This window comes from Mesorhizobium sp. M0615, assembly GCF_040320805.1.
Classification (GTDB): Bacteria; Pseudomonadota; Alphaproteobacteria; order Rhizobiales; family Rhizobiaceae; genus Mesorhizobium.
Window position 1 is genome coordinate 113,578 of record NZ_JAMYQI010000010.1, and the last position, 16,842, is coordinate 130,419.

The 16,842-nt window shown below is 62.6% G+C and carries 14 protein-coding genes and 1 pseudogene; 11 read left to right on the forward strand and 4 right to left on the reverse strand.

The window, feature by feature from the left end; all coding sequences use genetic code 11:
- Positions 1–30: 30 nt before the first annotated feature.
- The 3 genes from NKI46_RS18995 to NKI46_RS19005 all read right to left on the reverse strand — a co-directional run bounded on the left by NKI46_RS18995 (position 31) and on the right by NKI46_RS19005 (position 3,626).
- Positions 31–2,184: a phospholipase D-like domain-containing protein gene (locus tag NKI46_RS18995; RefSeq protein WP_352747399.1), complete on the reverse strand. Its 2,154-nt coding sequence runs from the start codon at positions 2,182–2,184 to the stop codon at positions 31–33.
- A complete protein-coding gene (locus NKI46_RS19000; RefSeq protein ID WP_352747402.1) occupies positions 2,181–2,621 on the reverse strand; it encodes a phospholipase A2 family protein in 441 nt (146 codons plus the stop codon). Before NKI46_RS19000 ends, NKI46_RS18995 begins: the two co-directional genes overlap by 4 nt.
- Before the next feature lie 123 nt (positions 2,622–2,744).
- On the reverse strand, positions 2,745–3,626 hold the full coding sequence (locus NKI46_RS19005) for a LysR family transcriptional regulator (RefSeq protein ID WP_023668708.1): 882 nt from the start codon (positions 3,624–3,626) through the stop codon (positions 2,745–2,747).
- A 365-nt stretch (positions 3,627–3,991) separates the two neighbouring features.
- Between NKI46_RS19005 and NKI46_RS19010 the strand changes: the two genes are divergently transcribed.
- Positions 3,992–5,488, forward strand: a complete 1,497-nt coding sequence (locus tag NKI46_RS19010; protein ID WP_352674341.1) for a CoA-acylating methylmalonate-semialdehyde dehydrogenase — start codon at positions 3,992–3,994, stop codon at positions 5,486–5,488.
- 203 nt (positions 5,489–5,691) lie between these two features.
- Complete coding sequence (locus tag NKI46_RS19015; RefSeq protein WP_023728657.1) at positions 5,692–5,991, forward strand: hypothetical protein; 300 nt, start codon at positions 5,692–5,694, stop codon at positions 5,989–5,991.
- Between the two features lie 37 nt (positions 5,992–6,028).
- Here NKI46_RS19015 and NKI46_RS19020 read toward each other — a convergent pair whose 3' ends face one another.
- Entirely contained in the window at positions 6,029–6,718 is a 690-nt protein-coding gene (locus NKI46_RS19020) for a GntR family transcriptional regulator (protein ID WP_373420159.1), read from the reverse strand.
- 69 nt (positions 6,719–6,787) lie between these two features.
- Here NKI46_RS19020 and NKI46_RS19025 point away from each other — a divergent pair, with 69 nt between their 5' ends.
- From NKI46_RS19025 to NKI46_RS19065, 9 genes and pseudogenes are all read left to right on the forward strand, one after another.
- Entirely contained in the window at positions 6,788–7,681 is an 894-nt protein-coding gene (locus tag NKI46_RS19025; protein ID WP_352747407.1) for a dihydrodipicolinate synthase family protein, read from the forward strand.
- A 51-nt stretch (positions 7,682–7,732) separates the two neighbouring features.
- The gene (locus tag NKI46_RS19030) at positions 7,733–9,070 is read left to right on the forward strand and encodes an NAD(P)/FAD-dependent oxidoreductase (protein WP_352747410.1); all 1,338 of its coding nucleotides are present in this window, start codon (positions 7,733–7,735) and stop codon (positions 9,068–9,070) included.
- Positions 9,071–9,083: 13 nt separating this feature from the next.
- Positions 9,084–10,085 (forward strand): 4-hydroxyproline epimerase, encoded by a 1,002-nt coding sequence (locus NKI46_RS19035; protein WP_352747412.1) that lies wholly within the window; start codon positions 9,084–9,086, stop codon positions 10,083–10,085.
- 459 nt (positions 10,086–10,544) lie between these two features.
- Positions 10,545–11,447 carry a branched-chain amino acid ABC transporter permease gene (locus NKI46_RS19040; protein ID WP_023668715.1) on the forward strand — a complete coding sequence of 301 codons (903 nt, stop codon included), beginning with the start codon at positions 10,545–10,547 and terminating at the stop codon, positions 11,445–11,447.
- Between the two features lie 4 nt (positions 11,448–11,451).
- Entirely contained in the window at positions 11,452–13,047 is a 1,596-nt protein-coding gene (livM, locus tag NKI46_RS19045) for a high-affinity branched-chain amino acid ABC transporter permease LivM (protein WP_023688923.1), read from the forward strand.
- Positions 13,047–14,153 (forward strand): annotated as a pseudogene (locus NKI46_RS19050) (ABC transporter ATP-binding protein); the annotation flags it as partial. The gene livM and the pseudogene NKI46_RS19050, both read left to right, overlap by 1 nt.
- Positions 14,154–14,173: 20 nt before the next feature.
- On the forward strand, positions 14,174–14,902 hold the full coding sequence (locus NKI46_RS19055; protein ID WP_023668718.1) for an ABC transporter ATP-binding protein: 729 nt from the start codon (positions 14,174–14,176) through the stop codon (positions 14,900–14,902).
- A gap of 112 nt (positions 14,903–15,014) precedes the next feature.
- On the forward strand, positions 15,015–15,362 hold the full coding sequence (locus tag NKI46_RS19060; protein WP_023668719.1) for a DUF6867 family protein: 348 nt from the start codon (positions 15,015–15,017) through the stop codon (positions 15,360–15,362).
- A 137-nt stretch (positions 15,363–15,499) separates the two neighbouring features.
- Positions 15,500–16,621 (forward strand): branched-chain amino acid ABC transporter substrate-binding protein, encoded by a 1,122-nt coding sequence (locus NKI46_RS19065; RefSeq protein WP_023668720.1) that lies wholly within the window; start codon positions 15,500–15,502, stop codon positions 16,619–16,621.
- The last annotated feature ends 221 nt before the right edge of the window (positions 16,622–16,842 follow it).

The following is a 16,842-nucleotide window of genomic DNA, read 5'->3' on the forward strand; positions in this document are numbered from 1 at the left end:
GAACGGCATTCCTTCAGCCTCGCCAGCCCCTCAAAACGCCTCCTTCACCCAACCCTTCGAGAACAGCCATCGGTAGGCCCACGGTATCGTCACCTTGGTCGATACCGGGTTCGAATGGGCGACATAGTCGTCATAGACCGGCTGCATCCTGGCGTAGAAGGCAGGGTCGAGCACCGTCATGCCGTTCTCCAGATCGTGGAAGAAACTGCGGTTGTTGAGATTGACCGACGAGATCGTCACCAGCCTTTCGTCGATCATCATGATCTTGGAGTGCAGCACGACATCGGGCGCCTTGAATTCGCGGATGTTGATGCGGTCGCCATATCTCTCGACGAACAGCTTGTTGAGCGCGGTCAGCAGCTTGCCGCCAATATCGCCCTTGAGGTCGATGCGGCCGACAATGTCGATCCTGACGCCGCGCGCCAGCGCCCGCTCGATGGCCAGGCTGAGCTTCGGCGTCAGATTAAGGTAGGGATTGACGATCTCGATATGGTGCCGGGCAGTGTCGATCAGCTCGACGAAATAGGTCTCTAGCGCATGGTTGTCCTCGTAGGGCACGGAAATGAAATGGCGCACCGTGCCCGGCGGGCGCCGGCTGTCGGAGCGCACCGGAATGGAGAAGGGTCTAGCGATGTTGGTGTCGGCGTCGCGCAGCCACAATGTCGAGAGATGCGCGGCCAGCGTCTCGACCGTGGCCGGGTCGGCAAACTCGATGTCGAAATCGCTCCAGTTCGAATAGTAGTTGAGCGAGAGGCCGTCGGTCTTGCCGTATTGCTCGAGGTTCGGATAGCGCGACAGGTCGATCGGCCTGTGGAACAGGAAGCCGTCATGAATGTTGCGGCCGCCGATGATGACGCGCGAGCGGGCGGGATCCTCGGCAAGTGTCGCCAGCATCTTGACGTGATGGGTCTTGTGCAGCTGTGACAGCTGCTCGTCGACCGGCGCGCCGTGGTCGGCCCGCCAACGATATTCCTGCAACTCGACATTGGGATAATCGGCCGCCAGCCGGTGCAGCAGCGCGTCGTCCTTGTCGCGCTCCAGCACGTCTGTGACCATGATGCGCACTTTGGTACCGAGGCCTGCGTGATGGCGGATCAGCCGCTCGATGACGCGGCCGGAAAAATCGGCCTTGAACTCCAGCGACGACAGATAGACCAGCTTGAGTTTCGGCGCGCGCGCGAAATCTAGCGGCAGTTCGGGGTCGGCCTTGTCGAAGGCGCTGTCGGGTAAAGGCGCGCCGAGCAGCGCTTCGACCTTGGCGTTGAAGCCGTCGCGCGACTTGCGCAACAGGCGCGGTGACCCGAGCGGCAGCGAACAGGTCTGCGACAGCCAGCGGCCGGCGTAGAAGACGCTGGCAAGCTTATCCATGCCGGATGGATCGGGCGCTGGACAACGCTCGTAGCGGCTGTCGAGCGCGGCTATCGCCGGATAGGCAACCTCTTCGCGCAGGATGGTGAGCGGGGCGCCTGCCGGTGCGAGGCTGGAACTGAGCTTGAGGCTGCAGCGGTTCAAACCATCGCTGGTTAACAGGCTGGCGGTTTGCCCGGCCGACAGGCGGAGCCCGAAGGCGGCGCCGCTCGTTACGCCACGCGAGCTACCGCCGGCGCGAATCGCCAGCGCACCGTCGCAGACGCCCGATATCTCAACCGGCTGCTTTCCCGCCTGGCGCATCACGATCTCGACCGAGCGCGCCTGCAGGCCGGAAAAGCTGAACGTCTTTGGCGCGGAGGGCCGCGCGGCGGCGTCGACATAGAGCGTCTGCCGCGACACCCGCCAGCGGCCGTCGAAATGGCCTTCGCCGGCTGTGCCGCTCACTGCCGGCATCTGTTCGGCGGTAACCGGCTTCGCCAGCCGTTCCAGCGTCCGGTAGGTGGCCTGGAAATCGCGGTTGGCGATGGCGTGGCGGTCATGTCCGAACGGACCGGTGCCGTTCGCCCTGTCGATGGCGCCGATCTGGTTGTGGGCGAGCAGCGCCAGAAACTGCCTTTCATAGTCGCTGGCACCGGCATCGCCGAAAAACGCTGCTGCTGCAGTCTGCGGTCCCGGCGTGTCGGCCGATAGCGACGGCCGGCCGCAATCCTTCGCATCGGGAAAGAAATCGCAGCTGTGCCGGATCGGGGCGGCGCAACCGGCAAGGGCCGCCAGCCCCAGCCCGGCCAAGGCCAGGCAGATGGCGCGGTTCATCCGGTCGCACCGTTCATCGTCTTCAGTTCAGCCGGATCGCGCGGCGGCAGGAAGCCTTGCGGAAACACCTTGCAGACGGGAAGCGCGAAAGTGGCGATCAAAAACTCGGCCTCGCCGCGCATCTTTTTCGGCGCTGTCTTGTCATCACGGATCGCCTTTGCCGAGGCGACGAGCGCGCCGTCGCAGTCGCAATGATTATGGCGCGCGATGTAGCAGGCGTCATGGATTTGGCAGGCGCTGTCGAGGCGATTGACAGGGCGAGCCGAGAGGTCGCCGGTGCGGGTGCCGGGACCGCAGTAATTGCCGAAGACGAAAGGCGACGGGCGGGCCATTGCGATACGGACCGGCTTGGGCAGTTCGGCTTCCGGAACTACGGTCCATGGATTGGCGCAGGCGGAAAGCGCGACAAGCGGCAAGATGGCGAGCACCGCTCGCATTTTGATCCGCACCAGCTTTGCAAAAAAGTGTCCCACCCGGCGCAGCCAATCCTTAATGATAGGCGACATCGCGCTTGTTGCCACACTGGCCGATTTTGTGGCGAGGGCAAGGCGGCGCGGCCATCAGACAAACAGCCCGCGCTCTCTCTCGACTGCCTTGGTGATGAAGTTGGCGACGATCTGCACGCGGCGCAGTGGCCGGACCGATTCATGATAGACCAGCCAGTAGGCGCGGCGGATCGGCGTCACGATGTTAACGGGGATCAGCTCCGGCATCGAGCGGGCGACAAAGGTGTGCAAGATGCCGATGCCGGCGCCCGACCGCACCGCTTCGGCCTGGCCCAGCGCTGAGGAGATGGCGAAGCTGGTGCGCCAGTCCGGGCTGAACTCCGCCGCATAGTCGAGCGACGGGCTGACGATCAGGTCTGGGACATAGCCGATCAGCGTATGCTGGCCGAGTTCGGCAGCGGTCTCGGGTAAGCCGTGCGCCTGCGCATAGTCCCGCGAGGCAAACAGGCCGAGGGTGTAGTCGACCAGCTTTCCCGCCACCAGCCTGCCTTCGCTCGGCCGCTCGACGGTGATGGCGATGTCGGCCTCGCGCCGCGACAGCGAGAAGGAACGCGGCACCGGCACCAGCTGGATGGTGAGTTCGCGGTGCAGCGCGGTCAGCGCGCCAAGACGCGTGGCGAGGAATGCAACGCCAAACCCGTCGGGCGCGCCGATGCGCACCGTGCCTGAGATATCGTCGCCTTCGCCCGACACGGCGGAGCGCGCGGCGATCATGTCGGCTTCCATGCGCTCGGCAATGTCGAGAAAGCGCTGGCCGGCCGGCGTCAGCTCGCTGCCGGTGGTAAGCCGGCGAAACAGTTTTGTCCGTAACGCATCCTCAAGCGCTGCGATGCGGCGCGAGACGGTGGCGTGATTGAGTTCCAGCCGCTTGGCGGCGCCAAGGATCTGCCCGGCGCGGGCCACGGCGAGGAAGATGCGGACGTCATCCCAGTTCATTGGGGTGGTCCGGGCTAGCGGCGAACGCGGCGTTCCCGCCCACCCCCCTCTGGCCTGCCGGCCATCTCCCCCGCAAGGAGGGAGATTGGCAGCTCCGCCGACGGCACCTTTTTTGCAGCGTTGAAGATTTGCGAAGGCAACAACCACATCTGATATCCCCCCTTGCGGGGGAGATGTCCGGCAGGACAGAGGGGGGTGTGACGGAGCGCAACCTTCGGGCCTTTCAGCAATCTGTAATTTGCGGCAATTAATGCACACTCGTCCTTCGTTGTCTATTTCTTGCACAACGGTTGCGTTTCCCCTCGCGTTGCCTTCGCGCCTGCAAAGGGGTTGAATGCGCCATCACAAACTCAGGGAGAGAAACCATGATCGAATACGGTCATTTCATCGGCGGCAAGCATGTCGCCGGGACCAGCGGGCGCAAGCAGGACGTCATGCAGCCCATGGACGGCTCGGTGCGCGGCACGGTGGCGCTGGCTTCGCCGGCGGAACTGCGTGCGGCTGTCCTGAATGCCAAGGAAGCACAGATCAAATGGGCTGCGACCAACCCGCAGCGGCGTGTGCGCGTGCTGATGAAGTTTCTTGAACTGGTTGCCCGCGACTATGACGAACTGGCCGATCTCCTGGCGCGCGAGCACGGCAAGACCATCGCCGACGCCAAGGGCGACATCCAGCGCGGCCTCGAAGTGGTCGAAGTCTGCATCGGTGCGCCGCACATGATGAAGGGCGAGTTCACCGACGGCGCCGGCCCCGGCATCGATGTCTATTCGATGCGCCAGCCGCTTGGCGTCGTTGCCGGCATCACCCCGTTCAATTTCCCGGCGATGATCCCTCTGTGGAAGATTGCCCCGGCGCTGGCCTGCGGCAACGCCTTTATCCTGAAGCCTTCCGAGCGTGACCCTGGCGTGCCGATGCGCATCGCCGAACTGTTCCTCGAGGCTGGCCTGCCGGCTGGCGTTCTCAACGTCGTCAATGGCGACAAGGATGTCGTCGACGCCATCCTCGACGATCCTGATATCAAGGCTATCGGCTTTGTCGGCTCGACGCCGATCGCGCATTACATCTATTCGCGCGGCACGGCCGCGGGAAAACGCGTGCAGTGCTTCGGCGGCGCCAAGAACCACATGATCATCATGCCCGATGCCGACATGGACCAGACCGTCGATGCGCTGATCGGCGCGGGCTACGGCTCGGCCGGCGAGCGCTGCATGGCGATCTCGGTTGCCGTTCCCGTCGGCAACGACACCGCTAACCGGCTGCTGGAAAAGCTGATCCCGCGTGTCGAAAGCCTCAAAGTCGGCCCGTCGACGGATTCGTCCGCCGATTTCGGCCCGCTGATCACGGCGCAGGCATTGGAACGCGTCAAGGGTTATGTCGACACCGGCGTCAAGGAAGGCGCCAAGCTGGTCGTCGATGGCCGCGGCTTCTCCATGCAGGGCTACGAGGATGGCTACTATATGGGCGGCTGCCTGTTCGACAATGTGACCGCCGACATGCGCATCTACAAGGAAGAGATTTTTGGCCCGGTGCTGTCGGTGGTGCGTGCGCCGACCTATGAGAGCGCCATCAAGCTCGCCAACGATCATGAGATGGGCAATGGCGTCGCCATCTTCACCCGTGACGGTGATGCTGCTCGTGATTTTGCTTCGCGCGTCCAGGTCGGCATGGTCGGCATCAACGTGCCGATCCCGGTTCCGATCGCTTACTACACGTTCGGCGGCTGGAAGGCGTCGTCCTTCGGCGACCTCAACCAGCACGGCCCGGACGCGTTCCGCTTCTACACCAAGACCAAGACGGTGACCTCGCGCTGGCCCTCCGGCGTCAAGGACGGTGCCGAGTTCGTCATCCCGACGATGAACTGACCGGACGATTTCGAAGATCGGCAAGAAGGCCTGGGTTCAACGTCCTGGGCCTTTCTTTGTACGAAACCGACATTGGCCATCACGTTAAAGCGATGGAACCAAGAGCCTGTCATCTGCCTTAAATTGCATTCCTGCCGTGGTGCAGGCCATCAAAATAGCGCCGGTTGCAGCCGGGGTTCTCGTCTGGCGCAAGGAGGTGTCAGATGACACGACGTCTTGTGGCGGCGATGTTCTTTGCGGTGTTCGCGATGTCCGGCATCGCCCAGGCCAAAGCCGATCAATGCGCCGCGCGGACCGACCTGGTCAAGGCGCTCGGCGAGAAGTTCCACGAAAGCCAAGCCGCACGTGGCCTGGTGAACCCGAATGTGGTGCTTGAGATCTTCGTCTCCGACCAGGGCACCTGGACCATCCTGGCCACCGACACACGCGGCCAAAGCTGCATCATCACGGCTGGCGAAGGCTGGGACGGGGCGGCTATGGCAGCAGTCTTGCCGGGCACCTGATAAAAGACCGGTCGGAAGTCTGGAGCAAAGACGGAGTTCAGCGTGTGGCGGCCACTTCGGCATGGCCGCGCAGCAGTGCCATAAGGCGTTTGGCGTCCTTGGCGGCAGCCTCTTCGTCACCAGCCAGGATCGAGCGGATTAGCGCGACGTGGTGCTCAGCCGATTCGGCCAGTCCTGTGTCGGCCTTGTAGCGGAACCAGAAGCGGCGGCTGTGGGTCTGCAGGGGCGCGGCCAGACGGGCCGCAAACGGGTTGTCGGCGGCCATCGCCAAGGCCTCGTCGAGCGCCTTGTCGGCCTGGATGAAGGCCAGCACATTGCCCGAGATGACGGCCTTCTGCATGGCAAGGGCTGCCTCATGAAACAGGTCGGCGGCCTCGCGGGTGACGAAGCGGGCGGCCGAGCGCGCCAGCACCACCTCGACGCCGCGCCTGGCATCCAGCACGCGCAGCCAGTCGCCGGGATGAAGCGGGGCAATGGCGATGCCGGCGCGTGGCCTGACATCCAGCAGTCCTTCCCAGGCGAGGCGCTGGATCGCTTCGCGCACCGGCGTGCGTCCTAGCGCCAGCTTCTCGATGAGCGCGCCTTCCGTCACGAAGCTCGCCGGCGCCAGTTCCAGCGTCACGATCATATGCTCGAGTACATGGTAGGCCTTGGCGGCGGCCGGCTCGGGGTATGCTGTCTCACTGGATATCAAAGGTGGGCTCCTGATATATCTTCCATATATCACAACGGATTCCTCATTGACAGCCGGTTTTCCAACAGATATACGGCTGATATATCAGATGGAGAGACGATCATGTGGACCGGAGTTTTCCCCGCCGTCACGACCAAGTTTACTGATGACGACCGCCTCGACCATGCCGAGATGGAGCGCTGCTTTGCTTTGCAGATGGAGGCCGGTTGCGACGGCATCATCGTCTGCGGTTCGCTCGGCGAAGGCCCGATGCTGTCGCATGACGAGAAAATCGAAGTGCTGAAGACTGCCCAGAAAGTTGCCGGCAGCAAGCCGGTTCTGCTGACGGTCAACGAGGCAGGCACCCGCGAGGCGGCGAGCATCGCAAAGCGCGCGAGCCGGGAAGGCGCCAACGGGCTGATGGTGGTACCGAGCCCGATCTATCACACCAACCCGGAAGAGACGGTCGCCGCCTTGCGCGCCGTCGCTCAGGCCGGCGACCTGCCGGTGATGATCTACTCCAACCGCCTCGCCTACCGCGTCGACGTCACCGTCGACCAGATGGAGGAGCTGGCCGCCGACAAGCGCTTCGTCGCCATCAAGGAGTCCTCCGACGACATCCGCCGCTCGACAGAGATCATCAACCGCTTCGGGGACCGCTACGATCTGTTCACCGGCGTCGACAATCTCGCCTTCGAGGCGCTGTCGGTCGGCGCCATCGGCTGGGTGGCGGGTCTGGTCGTCGCCTTCCCGCGCGAGACAGTCGCCATCTACCAACTGATGATGCAGGGCCGCCGCGAGGAGGCGCTTTCGATCTACCGCTGGTTCCGGCCGCTGCTCGATCTCGATGTCTCGACCTATCTGGTCCAAAACATCAAGCTTGCCGAAGTGCTCGCGATCGACACAAATGACCGCGTGCGCATGCCGCGCCAGCCGCTGTCGGGCGAGCGCCGCAAAGCGGTCGAGAAGATCGTCAAGGACGCGCTGGCGGTACGGCCGAAGCTGCCGCAGTTCTGAAGGCTTTCTTCTCCCCGTGCACGTGCACGGGGAGAAGATGGCGGCAGCCAGATGAGGGGCAGCGCCGACGTGCAAGGAAATTCCAGGGACACAGAGGAGGGCCGCCGCCCCTCATCCGCCCTTCGGGCCCCTTCTCCCCGTGAACGGGGAGAAGGGGTAGATATCGCCATTGTCGGTGGCGGCATTGTCGGCATCTGCGCGGCGGCCATGCTGGCCGAGGCCGGGCGCAGCGTCACGGTCTTCGACCGCACCGGCATCTGCGAGGAGACGAGCTCCGGCAATGCCGCCGCCTTCGCCTTCTCCGACGTGCTGCCGCTGGCGCATAAGGGCATGATGCGGCACTTGCCGAAATGGCTTGCCGATCCGCTCGGACCACTCAGCATCCCGCCAGCCTATCTGCCGAAGCTGTTGCCTTGGCTGTTGCGCTTCTGGCGCGCCGGAGCACCAGAAAAATATGAGGCGGGCCTTGCTGCTCAGGCAGGCATGATGAAGCTCGCCGAGGCTGAATGGATGGGACTGCTCGACCGTTCAGGCACGCGGCCGATGTTGCGCGAAGACGGCTCGCTGGAGCTCTATGAAAGCCAAGGCGAATTTCAGGCCGGCCTGCCGGGCTGGGCGGCGCGCCAGCGCTTCGGCATCGACTTTCGCCATGTCGAAGGCGACGAACTGGCGCGACTGCAGCCGGGACTGTCGCCGCGCTTCATCAAGGGCACCTTCGTGCCGGGCTGGAAGACCGTCGCCGATCCGAAACTGCTCGGCAAGGCGGTGTGGGCCTATGCCGAAAGGCTGGGCGCGCGTTTCGAAAAGGCGCGCATAGAGCACGTCGCCGCCAATCCTGATGGCGCGACGCTGACGCTGACCGACGGCACGACCAGGCAGGCAAGACATCTTGTCGTGGCCGCCGGGGCATGGTCGCATCGGCTGGCGAAGGCGCTCGGCGACACCATCCCGCTCGAAACCGAGCGCGGCTACAACACCACACTGCCGAAGACCGCTTTCGACGTGCAGCGAATGCTGATCTTTTCCGGCCATGGCTTCGTCATCACGCCACTCGACACGGGCTTGCGCGTCGGCGGCGCCGTCGAGTTGGGCGGTCTCGACCGGCCGCCGAATTTTGCGCGCTCGAAGGCCATGCTGGAAAAAGCCAGACAGTTCCTTCCGGGGCTGGACGCGTCAGGCGGCCGCGAGTGGATGGGCTATCGCCCGTCGCTGCCGGATTCGCTGCCGGTGATCGGCACGGCGCGAACCGCGCCCAACGTTGTCTACGCCTTCGGCAATGGCCATCTCGGCCTGACCCAGGCGGCGGCCACCGGCCGCTTGATCCGCGATCTTGTTCTCGGGCAGACTTCGCCGATCGATCTTGCTCCCTTCAGCCCGCAACGGTTTTGAGTTCGAGGAAATCATGGCCAGAAAATCCTTCTTTTGCATCGACGGCCATACCTGCGGCAATCCGGTGCGGCTGGTCGCCGGCGGCGGCCCTTTGCTTCAGGGGTCGACGATGATGGAGCGGCGGGCGCATTTCCTGGCGGAGTATGACTGGATCCGCACCGGGCTGATGTTCGAGCCGCGCGGCCACGATGTCATGTCGGGCTCGATCCTCTATCCGCCGACGCGCGAGGATTGCGACATAGCCATCCTGTTCATCGAGACGTCGGGCTGCCTGCCGATGTGCGGCCACGGCACGATCGGCACGGTGACGATGGCCATTGAACATGGGCTGATCAAGCCGAAGACACCCGGCGTGCTCCGGCTCGACACACCGGCCGGGCTGGTTATCGCCGAATACAAGCAAGTCGGCGACTATGTCGAGGAGGTGCGCATCACCAATGTACCGTCCTTCCTTTATGCCGAGGGACTGACGGTCGACTGCCCGCAGCTTGGCGAGATCACTGTCGATGTCGCCTATGGCGGCAATTTCTACGCAATCGTCGAGCCGCAGGCGAATTTTCGCGACATGGCTGATTATTCCGCCGGCGATTTCATCGCCTGGAGCCCTGTGGTGCGGCAGCGGCTTAACGAGAAGTACTCGTTCGTGCATCCGGAAAACCCCGGCATCAACCGGCTGTCCCACATGCTGTGGACGGGCGAGCCGACAATGGCGGGCGCGGATGCGCGCAACGCGGTCTTCTATGGCGACAAGGCGATCGACCGCTCACCTTGCGGCACCGGCACCTCGGCGCGCATGGCGCAGCTCCACGCCAAGGGCAAGCTCAAGGCCGGCGACAGTTTTGTCCACGAATCGATCATCGGCTCGCTGTTCAAGGGCAAGGTCGAGAAGGACGTCACTGTCGCCGGCAAGCCGGCCATCATTCCCTCGATCGGCGGCTGGGCCCGGATGACTGGCCTGAACACCATCTTCATCGACGACCGCGATCCGTTCGCGCACGGTTTTGTGGTTAAGTGATACGGTAGGCTGCCGATCATCCACCGAGACCAGGACTTGGACCCAGGGCGGGACCTCTTGGCGAAACCAGTCAGCGAAAGGTTAGCGCGTTGGGCGAGGCATCCACCGCCATAGTCGGAAGTAACCCATGTTGCAGCTGGTCAGTACGGAATGTGGCTAAAAAACGAAGCCCGCCAACAACGCAAAGATTCGTCTCATCACCTAATTTTGGCCGGGATTTCTTCGAAATGAGGTCGCTGGTCCGGCGGAATCGTCAAAGACATTGCGTTATGCCAATGATAGGGTCCGCGATAGTCCAGGGGTCGGGAGCAAAAAAACGGGCAATCGGAAGGCGTGCCGGCAAAACACGCTCGACGTTTGAAAAATCACGTTGCAATCCGGGCTCGAAACTTTACGACTAGGGGAAATACGAAAAGGAATGCGTCTGCATGGGCGACATTCCAGGGGAGCCATGTACACATGCAGTACTTTGTCCAGCAGCTTATCAATGGGCTGACGCTGGGATCGATCTATGGGCTGATCGCAATCGGCTACACGATGGTCTACGGCATCATCGGCATGATCAACTTCGCCCACGGCGACATTTTCATGGTCGGGGCATTCGCCGCCCTCGTCGTCTTCCTCATCCTCGGCTCCTTGTTCTATTCGGTGCCGGTCGTCCTGGCGCTGCTGATCATGATGATCGTGGCGATGCTGCTCACCAGCCTCTACAACTGGACGATCGAGAAGGTGGCGTACCGGCCGCTGCGCGGTTCGTTCCGGCTGGCGCCGCTGATCACCGCCATCGGCATGTCGATCGCGCTGTCGAACTTCATCCAGGTGACGCAAGGCCCGCGCAACAAGCCGATCCCGCCGATGGTCAGCCAAGTCTACAACATCAACGGCATCAGCGTGTCGCTGAAGCAGATCATCATCGTCGTCGTCACCGCCCTGCTGCTGGCGCTGTTCTGGTACCTGGTCAACAGGACTTCCCTCGGCCGGGCGCAAAGGGCGTGCGAGCAGGACCGCAAGATGGCGGCGCTGCTCGGCGTCGATGTCGACCGTACGATCTCGATCACCTTCATCATGGGTGCAGCGCTTGCGGCCGTCGCGGGCACGTTGTTCCTGATGTATTACGGCGTCATCGCCTTTTCCGACGGCTTTGTGCCGGGGGTCAAGGCCTTCACCGCGGCCGTTCTCGGCGGCATCGGGTCTCTGCCGGGCGCGGTGCTTGGCGGGCTTTTGATCGGCTTCATCGAGAGCATGTGGTCGGCGTATTTCTCGATCGACTACAAGGACGTCGCGGCGTTCTCGATCCTGGCGATCGTGCTGATCTTCCTGCCTTCCGGCATTTTGGGCCGGCCAGAAGTCGAAAAGGTCTGAGACAATGGCGGTTTCCGTATCCTCGGAGCGCGACACCGTCGCGTCCCCCGTGCAGCGTGCATTGCGCGAAGCGTTCTATGCCGGCGCCATCTCGCTGGGGTTGTTCATTCTCTTCATCGGCCTGAAGACCGACCAGAACATCAGCAACCAGTTGATCCTGGTGCAGCGCTGGTTGCTGCTCATCACCGTGGTCGTGCTGACCATGCTTGGCCGCTTCTTCTACATTGCCTATGGCCAGCCGTTCATGGCCAATCAGAAGATCACCAATGTCGCCACCGGCCTGTTGCCGGCGAGCGTCGCGTCGCGCTTCTTCCTGCTTCCGGCCTTCATCGTCGCCGTCGTGTTGGCGGTTGTCCTGGTTGCGTCTGGCAGCGCCCTGCCGGCGTTGGTGGGGCCCGATCTGGCCGGCTACCTTCAGTTCCTGCGCGCATTGGCCGTCATTTACGCGCTCGCTTGCGTGATCTTCTATTTCCGCTCCTTCATCCACGCCAATTTCACCAAGCTCGGCATTGCGGCGCTGGTGCTATACCCGATCCTCGTCGTCGTTGTGCTGTCGATCTACGCGTGGTCGATAACCGGCGGCCTGCAGGGCTCGTTGAAGTGGGTCGACAATTTCGGCATCCAGATCCTGATCTATGTGATGCTGGCCTGGGGGCTGAACATCGTCGTCGGCCTCGCCGGCCTGCTCGATCTCGGCTACGTCGCCTTTTACGCGGTCGGCGCCTATGCCTATGCGTTGCTGGGATCGCAATACGGCCTGTCGTTCTGGATCCTGCTGCCGGCCGCCGGCGCCATGGCCGCCTTCTGGGGCGTTATGCTCGGCTTTCCGGTGCTCAGGCTTCGTGGCGATTACCTGGCGATCGTGACCCTGGCCTTCGGCGAGATCATCCGCCTGGTGCTGATCAACTGGCGTGAAGTCACCAACGGCTCGGCCGGCATCTCCGGCATCCCGAAGGTCACCTTCTTCGGCCTGATGACGTTCAATTCGACCGACCCGAACTACATCGGCAAGGTGCTGCACATTGCCCAGTCGAGCGCCTACTACAAGATCTTCCTCTACTATCTGATTCTCGGGCTGGCGCTGCTGACCGCCTTCGTCACCATCAGGCTCAGGCGCATGCCTGTCGGCCGCGCCTGGGAGGCGCTGCGCGAGGACGAGATTGCCTGCCGCTCGCTTGGCATCAACACCACCACCACCAAGCTCACCGCCTTTGCCACCGGCGCCATGTTCGGCGGTTTTGCCGGCGCCTTCTTCGCCGCACGGCAAGGCTTCGTCAGCCCTGAATCCTTCGTCTTCCTGGAATCGGCGATCATCCTGGCCATCGTGGTGCTCGGCGGCATGGGCTCGCTGGTCGGCATCGCGGTCGCCGCGCTGGTGATGATCGGCGGCACCGAGGCACTGCGCGAACTCGATTTCCTGAAAAGTGTCTTCGGAAAAGATTTCACGCCGGAGCTTTACCGCATGCTTTTGTTCGGCATGGCGATGGTCATCGTCATGCTGTGGAAGCCGCGCGGCTTTGTCGGCAGCCGTGAACCGACGGCCTTCCTCAGTGAACGAAAAGCGGTCTCCTCCTCCTTCACCAAGGAAGGGCACGGCTGATGAGCGCGACCTCCATTCAGAAGACCAATCCGGGTATGAAAGACGCCATCCTCCAGGTCGAGCATCTTTCGATGAAGTTCGGCGGCCTGATCGCCATCGGCGATCTGTCGTTCCAGGCCAAGCGCGGCGAGATCACCGCTCTGATCGGACCCAATGGCGCCGGCAAGACCACCGTCTTCAATTGCATCACCGGCTTCTACAAGCCGTCGGAAGGCATGATTACGCTCAACCGGGCCGACGGCTCGAGCTTCCTGCTCGAACGGCTGCCCAATCATGAGATCCCGGCGCGCGCCAAGGTGGCGCGCACCTTCCAGAACATCCGCCTGTTCTCGGGCATGACGCTGCTGGAGAATCTGCTGGTTGCCCAGCACAACAAGCTGATGAAGGCATCCGGCTATACGATCCTGGGCCTGTTCGGGATCGGCGGCTACCGCAGGGCCTCGGCTGAATCGGTGGAGCTTGCCAAGCACTGGCTGGAGAAGGCCGATCTTGTCGATCGCGCCGACGATCCGGCCGGCGACCTGCCCTATGGCGCGCAGCGGCGCCTCGAGATTGCGCGCGCCATGTGCACAGGGCCCGAACTTCTGTGCCTCGACGAGCCTGCGGCCGGTCTCAATCCGAAGGAGTCGGCTGCGCTGAATTCGCTGCTGATGGACATCAAGAGCAGTACCTCGATCCTGCTGATCGAACATGACATGTCGGTGGTCATGCAGATTTCCGACCATGTCGTGGTGCTTGAATATGGCCGCAAGATTTCCGACGGCAGCCCGCAATCGGTGCGTACCGACCCGCGCGTCATCGCCGCCTATCTCGGCGTCGACGACGAGGAGGTCGAGACGGTGCTGACCGAGGTCGGCGATGAAGACGTCATCGAGCAGCTGGACATCGGGCCGGATTCGGCTCACGGACCAGGCACATCGTCTTCCTATCTCGCCGGCCCGGTAAGCGACACGATCGGCCACAGCCAGGGCGAGCGGGTCACAGTGTCGAAGGGAGCTTCAAAGGCCACCCAATACGATACAAGAGCCAACTCCGCGCCAAGAGCACCGTCCGAGCGTCTAACGGCCAAGTCCAAGCCGGCGGCCACCAAATCCCCGACAGGCAAGCCGCGCGGAGGGCGTAAGTGATGGCCGAGACAACGCTGCTCGACATCAAGGGCGTCGAGACCTACTACGGCAACATCAAGGCGCTGAACGGCGTCGATGTCCACGTCAACCAGGGCGAGATCGTCGCGCTGATCGGCGCCAACGGCGCCGGCAAGTCGACGCTGATGATGACCATCTTCGGTGCGCCGCGCGCTCGTGCCGGCTCAATCACTTTCGCCGGCACCGACATCACCCAGATGCCGACGCACGAGATCGCCCGCATGCGCATTGCGCAGTCGCCGGAAGGCAGGCGCATTTTCCCGCGCATGACGGTGATGGAAAACCTGCAGATGGGCGCCGGTCTCGACAATCTCAAGCACTATGACGAAGATGCCGAGAAGGTGTTCGCGCTGTTCCCGCGCCTCAAGGAGCGCATTGCCCAGCGCGGCGGCACGCTGTCGGGCGGTGAGCAGCAGATGCTGTCGATCGGACGTGCGCTGATGGCGCGGCCTAAGCTGCTGTTGCTCGACGAGCCGTCGCTGGGTCTGGCGCCGCTGATCGTCAAGCAGATCTTCGATGCCATCCGCGAGCTGAACCGCACGCAAGGGCTGACCGTGTTCCTGGTCGAGCAGAACGCCTTCGGCGCGCTCAAACTCGCCACGCGCGGCTATGTCATGGTCAACGGCAACGTGACCATGAGCGGCACAGGCAAGGAATTGCTCGCCAATCCGGAAGTGCGGGCGGCCTATCTCGAAGGCGGCCATCACTGATTTTGGAGCGGAATGTATGCATACGGTATTCCGCTCCAACTTGTTTGTTTGTCGCATGACCTTTGTCCGAAAAGTCTGCAACTTTTCGGGATCATGCTAGGGAGTCTTCATCATGCAAGGCATTCTTCACGAGGAACCTTCCATCTGGCAGTTCTTCTTCGTCACCTGTCTGCTCGGCGGCTGGGCGGCATGGATGACCGGCAAGGCCAGCGCCCAGACATGGCGCAGCCTGCCGGCGCTGTTCGCCTATCTGCTGGGTCTCGGCATAGGCATCAGGTTCATCCATCATGCCTTGTTCGGCGGCACGATGTTTTCGCTGCAATACTATGTCGTGGACACAATCGTGCTCATGATATTGGGATTTGTCGGCTATCAATACACGCGTACGAACCAGATGGTGACGCAGTATAATTGGCTTTACGAACGGGCTTCGATCTTAAGCTGGAAACCGAAAGGTTGACGTTCATCATTAACGCCGTTCCGGGGATGAATCGGCGTGACAAGGGCCTGAAAATCGGCAAAGTACGCTTTCTGCGATAAGGGTGGGCATCGCATGAAAGTTTCATCCACGCCCACCTCGTAAATGGGAGCGTTTAAATGAAGAAATCACTTTTGTCCGCCGTTGCCCTGACCGCGCTTGTCGCGTTCGGTGGCAATGCATGGGCTGACGTTATCGTCGGCGTCGCAGGTCCGATCACCGGTCCGAATGCGGCCTTCGGTGCGCAGCTGCAGAAGGGTGCGGAAGCGGCCGTTGCCGACATCAACGCAGCAGGCGGCATGAACGGCGAGCAGATCAAGCTCGAAGTCGGCGACGACGTCTCGGATCCGAAGCAGGGCATTTCGGTCGGCAACAAGTTCGTCGGCGACGGCGTGAAATTCGTGATCGGCCACTTCAACTCGGGCGTCTCGATCCCGGTTTCGCAGGAAGTCTACGTCGACAACAACATCGTCGAAGTGACGCCTGCGGCGACCAACCCGAAATTCACCGAGCGCGGCCTGTGGAACGTGTTCCGCACCTGCGGACGCGATGACCAGCAGGGCGGCATCGCCGGCGGCTATATCGCGACCAACTTCAAGGACGCCAAGGTTGCCGTCATCCACGACAAGACCCCCTATGGTCAGGGCCTTGCCGACGAGACCAAGAAGGCGATGAACGCAGCCGGTCTGACCGAAGTCATGTATGAAGGCGTCAATGTCGGCGACAAGGACTTCTCGGCGCTGATCGCCAAGATGAAGGACGCCGGCGTCACCCTGATCTATTGGGGCGGCCTGCACACCGAAGCCGGCCTGATCATCCGCCAGTCGGCTGACCAGGGCCTCAAGGCTACCTTGATGTCGGGCGACGGCATCGTGACCGACGAGCTGGCTGCGATCGCCGGCGATGCGGTTATCGGTACGCTCAACACGTTCGGTCCAGATCCGCGTCTGATCCCCGAGAACAAGGCACTGGTCGAGAAGTTCCGCGCCCAGGGCTTCGAGCCGGAAGCCTACACTCTCTACTCCTACGCCGCCATGCAGGTGATCGCCGAGGCCGCTGCCGTGGCCAAGTCGAACGACCCCGTGGAAGTGGCCAAGGCGCTGCACGAGAAGGGTCCGTTCAAGACCGTTCTGGGCGATCTCGCCTATGACGCGAAGGGCGATCCGAAGCTCCCGGGCTACATCATGTACGAATGGAAGAAGGGTCCGGACGGCAAGATCTCCTGGTTCCCGAAGTCGTAATTCGGGACACAGCTCTATGGAATGCCCGGCGCTCGCGCCGGGCATTTTTCTTTGGTGACAGGGCGCAGCGAGGGTGGCTGGATAAGCCGCTAGCCGGGGTCGAATTTGTGCGGGCACGACAATTAGCGTCACCTCGCGACGCCAATCGCACGCAGCTTTTCGAGCAGAGGTGCTAGAATCCCATTTAAATCGGTTTAATCTCTCCCCGATTTCGGTTGCAC

Coding starts and splice junctions, on each gene's coding strand:
- NKI46_RS18995 (WP_352747399.1), bottom strand. CDS start 2,184: ATGAACCGCGCCATCTGCCTGGCCTTGGCCGGGCTGGGGCTGGCGGCC.
- NKI46_RS19000 (WP_352747402.1), bottom strand. CDS start 2,621: ATGCGAGCGGTGCTCGCCATCTTGCCGCTTGTCGCGCTTTCCGCCTGC.
- NKI46_RS19005 (WP_023668708.1), bottom strand. CDS start 3,626: ATGAACTGGGATGACGTCCGCATCTTCCTCGCCGTGGCCCGCGCCGGG.
- NKI46_RS19010 (WP_352674341.1), top strand. CDS start 3,992: ATGATCGAATACGGTCATTTCATCGGCGGCAAGCATGTCGCCGGGACC.
- NKI46_RS19015 (WP_023728657.1), top strand. CDS start 5,692: ATGACACGACGTCTTGTGGCGGCGATGTTCTTTGCGGTGTTCGCGATG.
- NKI46_RS19025 (WP_352747407.1), top strand. CDS start 6,788: ATGTGGACCGGAGTTTTCCCCGCCGTCACGACCAAGTTTACTGATGAC.
- NKI46_RS19030 (WP_352747410.1), top strand. CDS start 7,733: ATGAGGGGCAGCGCCGACGTGCAAGGAAATTCCAGGGACACAGAGGAG.
- NKI46_RS19035 (WP_352747412.1), top strand. CDS start 9,084: ATGGCCAGAAAATCCTTCTTTTGCATCGACGGCCATACCTGCGGCAAT.
- NKI46_RS19040 (WP_023668715.1), top strand. CDS start 10,545: ATGCAGTACTTTGTCCAGCAGCTTATCAATGGGCTGACGCTGGGATCG.
- livM (WP_023688923.1), top strand. CDS start 11,452: ATGGCGGTTTCCGTATCCTCGGAGCGCGACACCGTCGCGTCCCCCGTG.
- NKI46_RS19055 (WP_023668718.1), top strand. CDS start 14,174: ATGGCCGAGACAACGCTGCTCGACATCAAGGGCGTCGAGACCTACTAC.
- NKI46_RS19060 (WP_023668719.1), top strand. CDS start 15,015: ATGCAAGGCATTCTTCACGAGGAACCTTCCATCTGGCAGTTCTTCTTC.
- NKI46_RS19065 (WP_023668720.1), top strand. CDS start 15,500: ATGAAGAAATCACTTTTGTCCGCCGTTGCCCTGACCGCGCTTGTCGCG.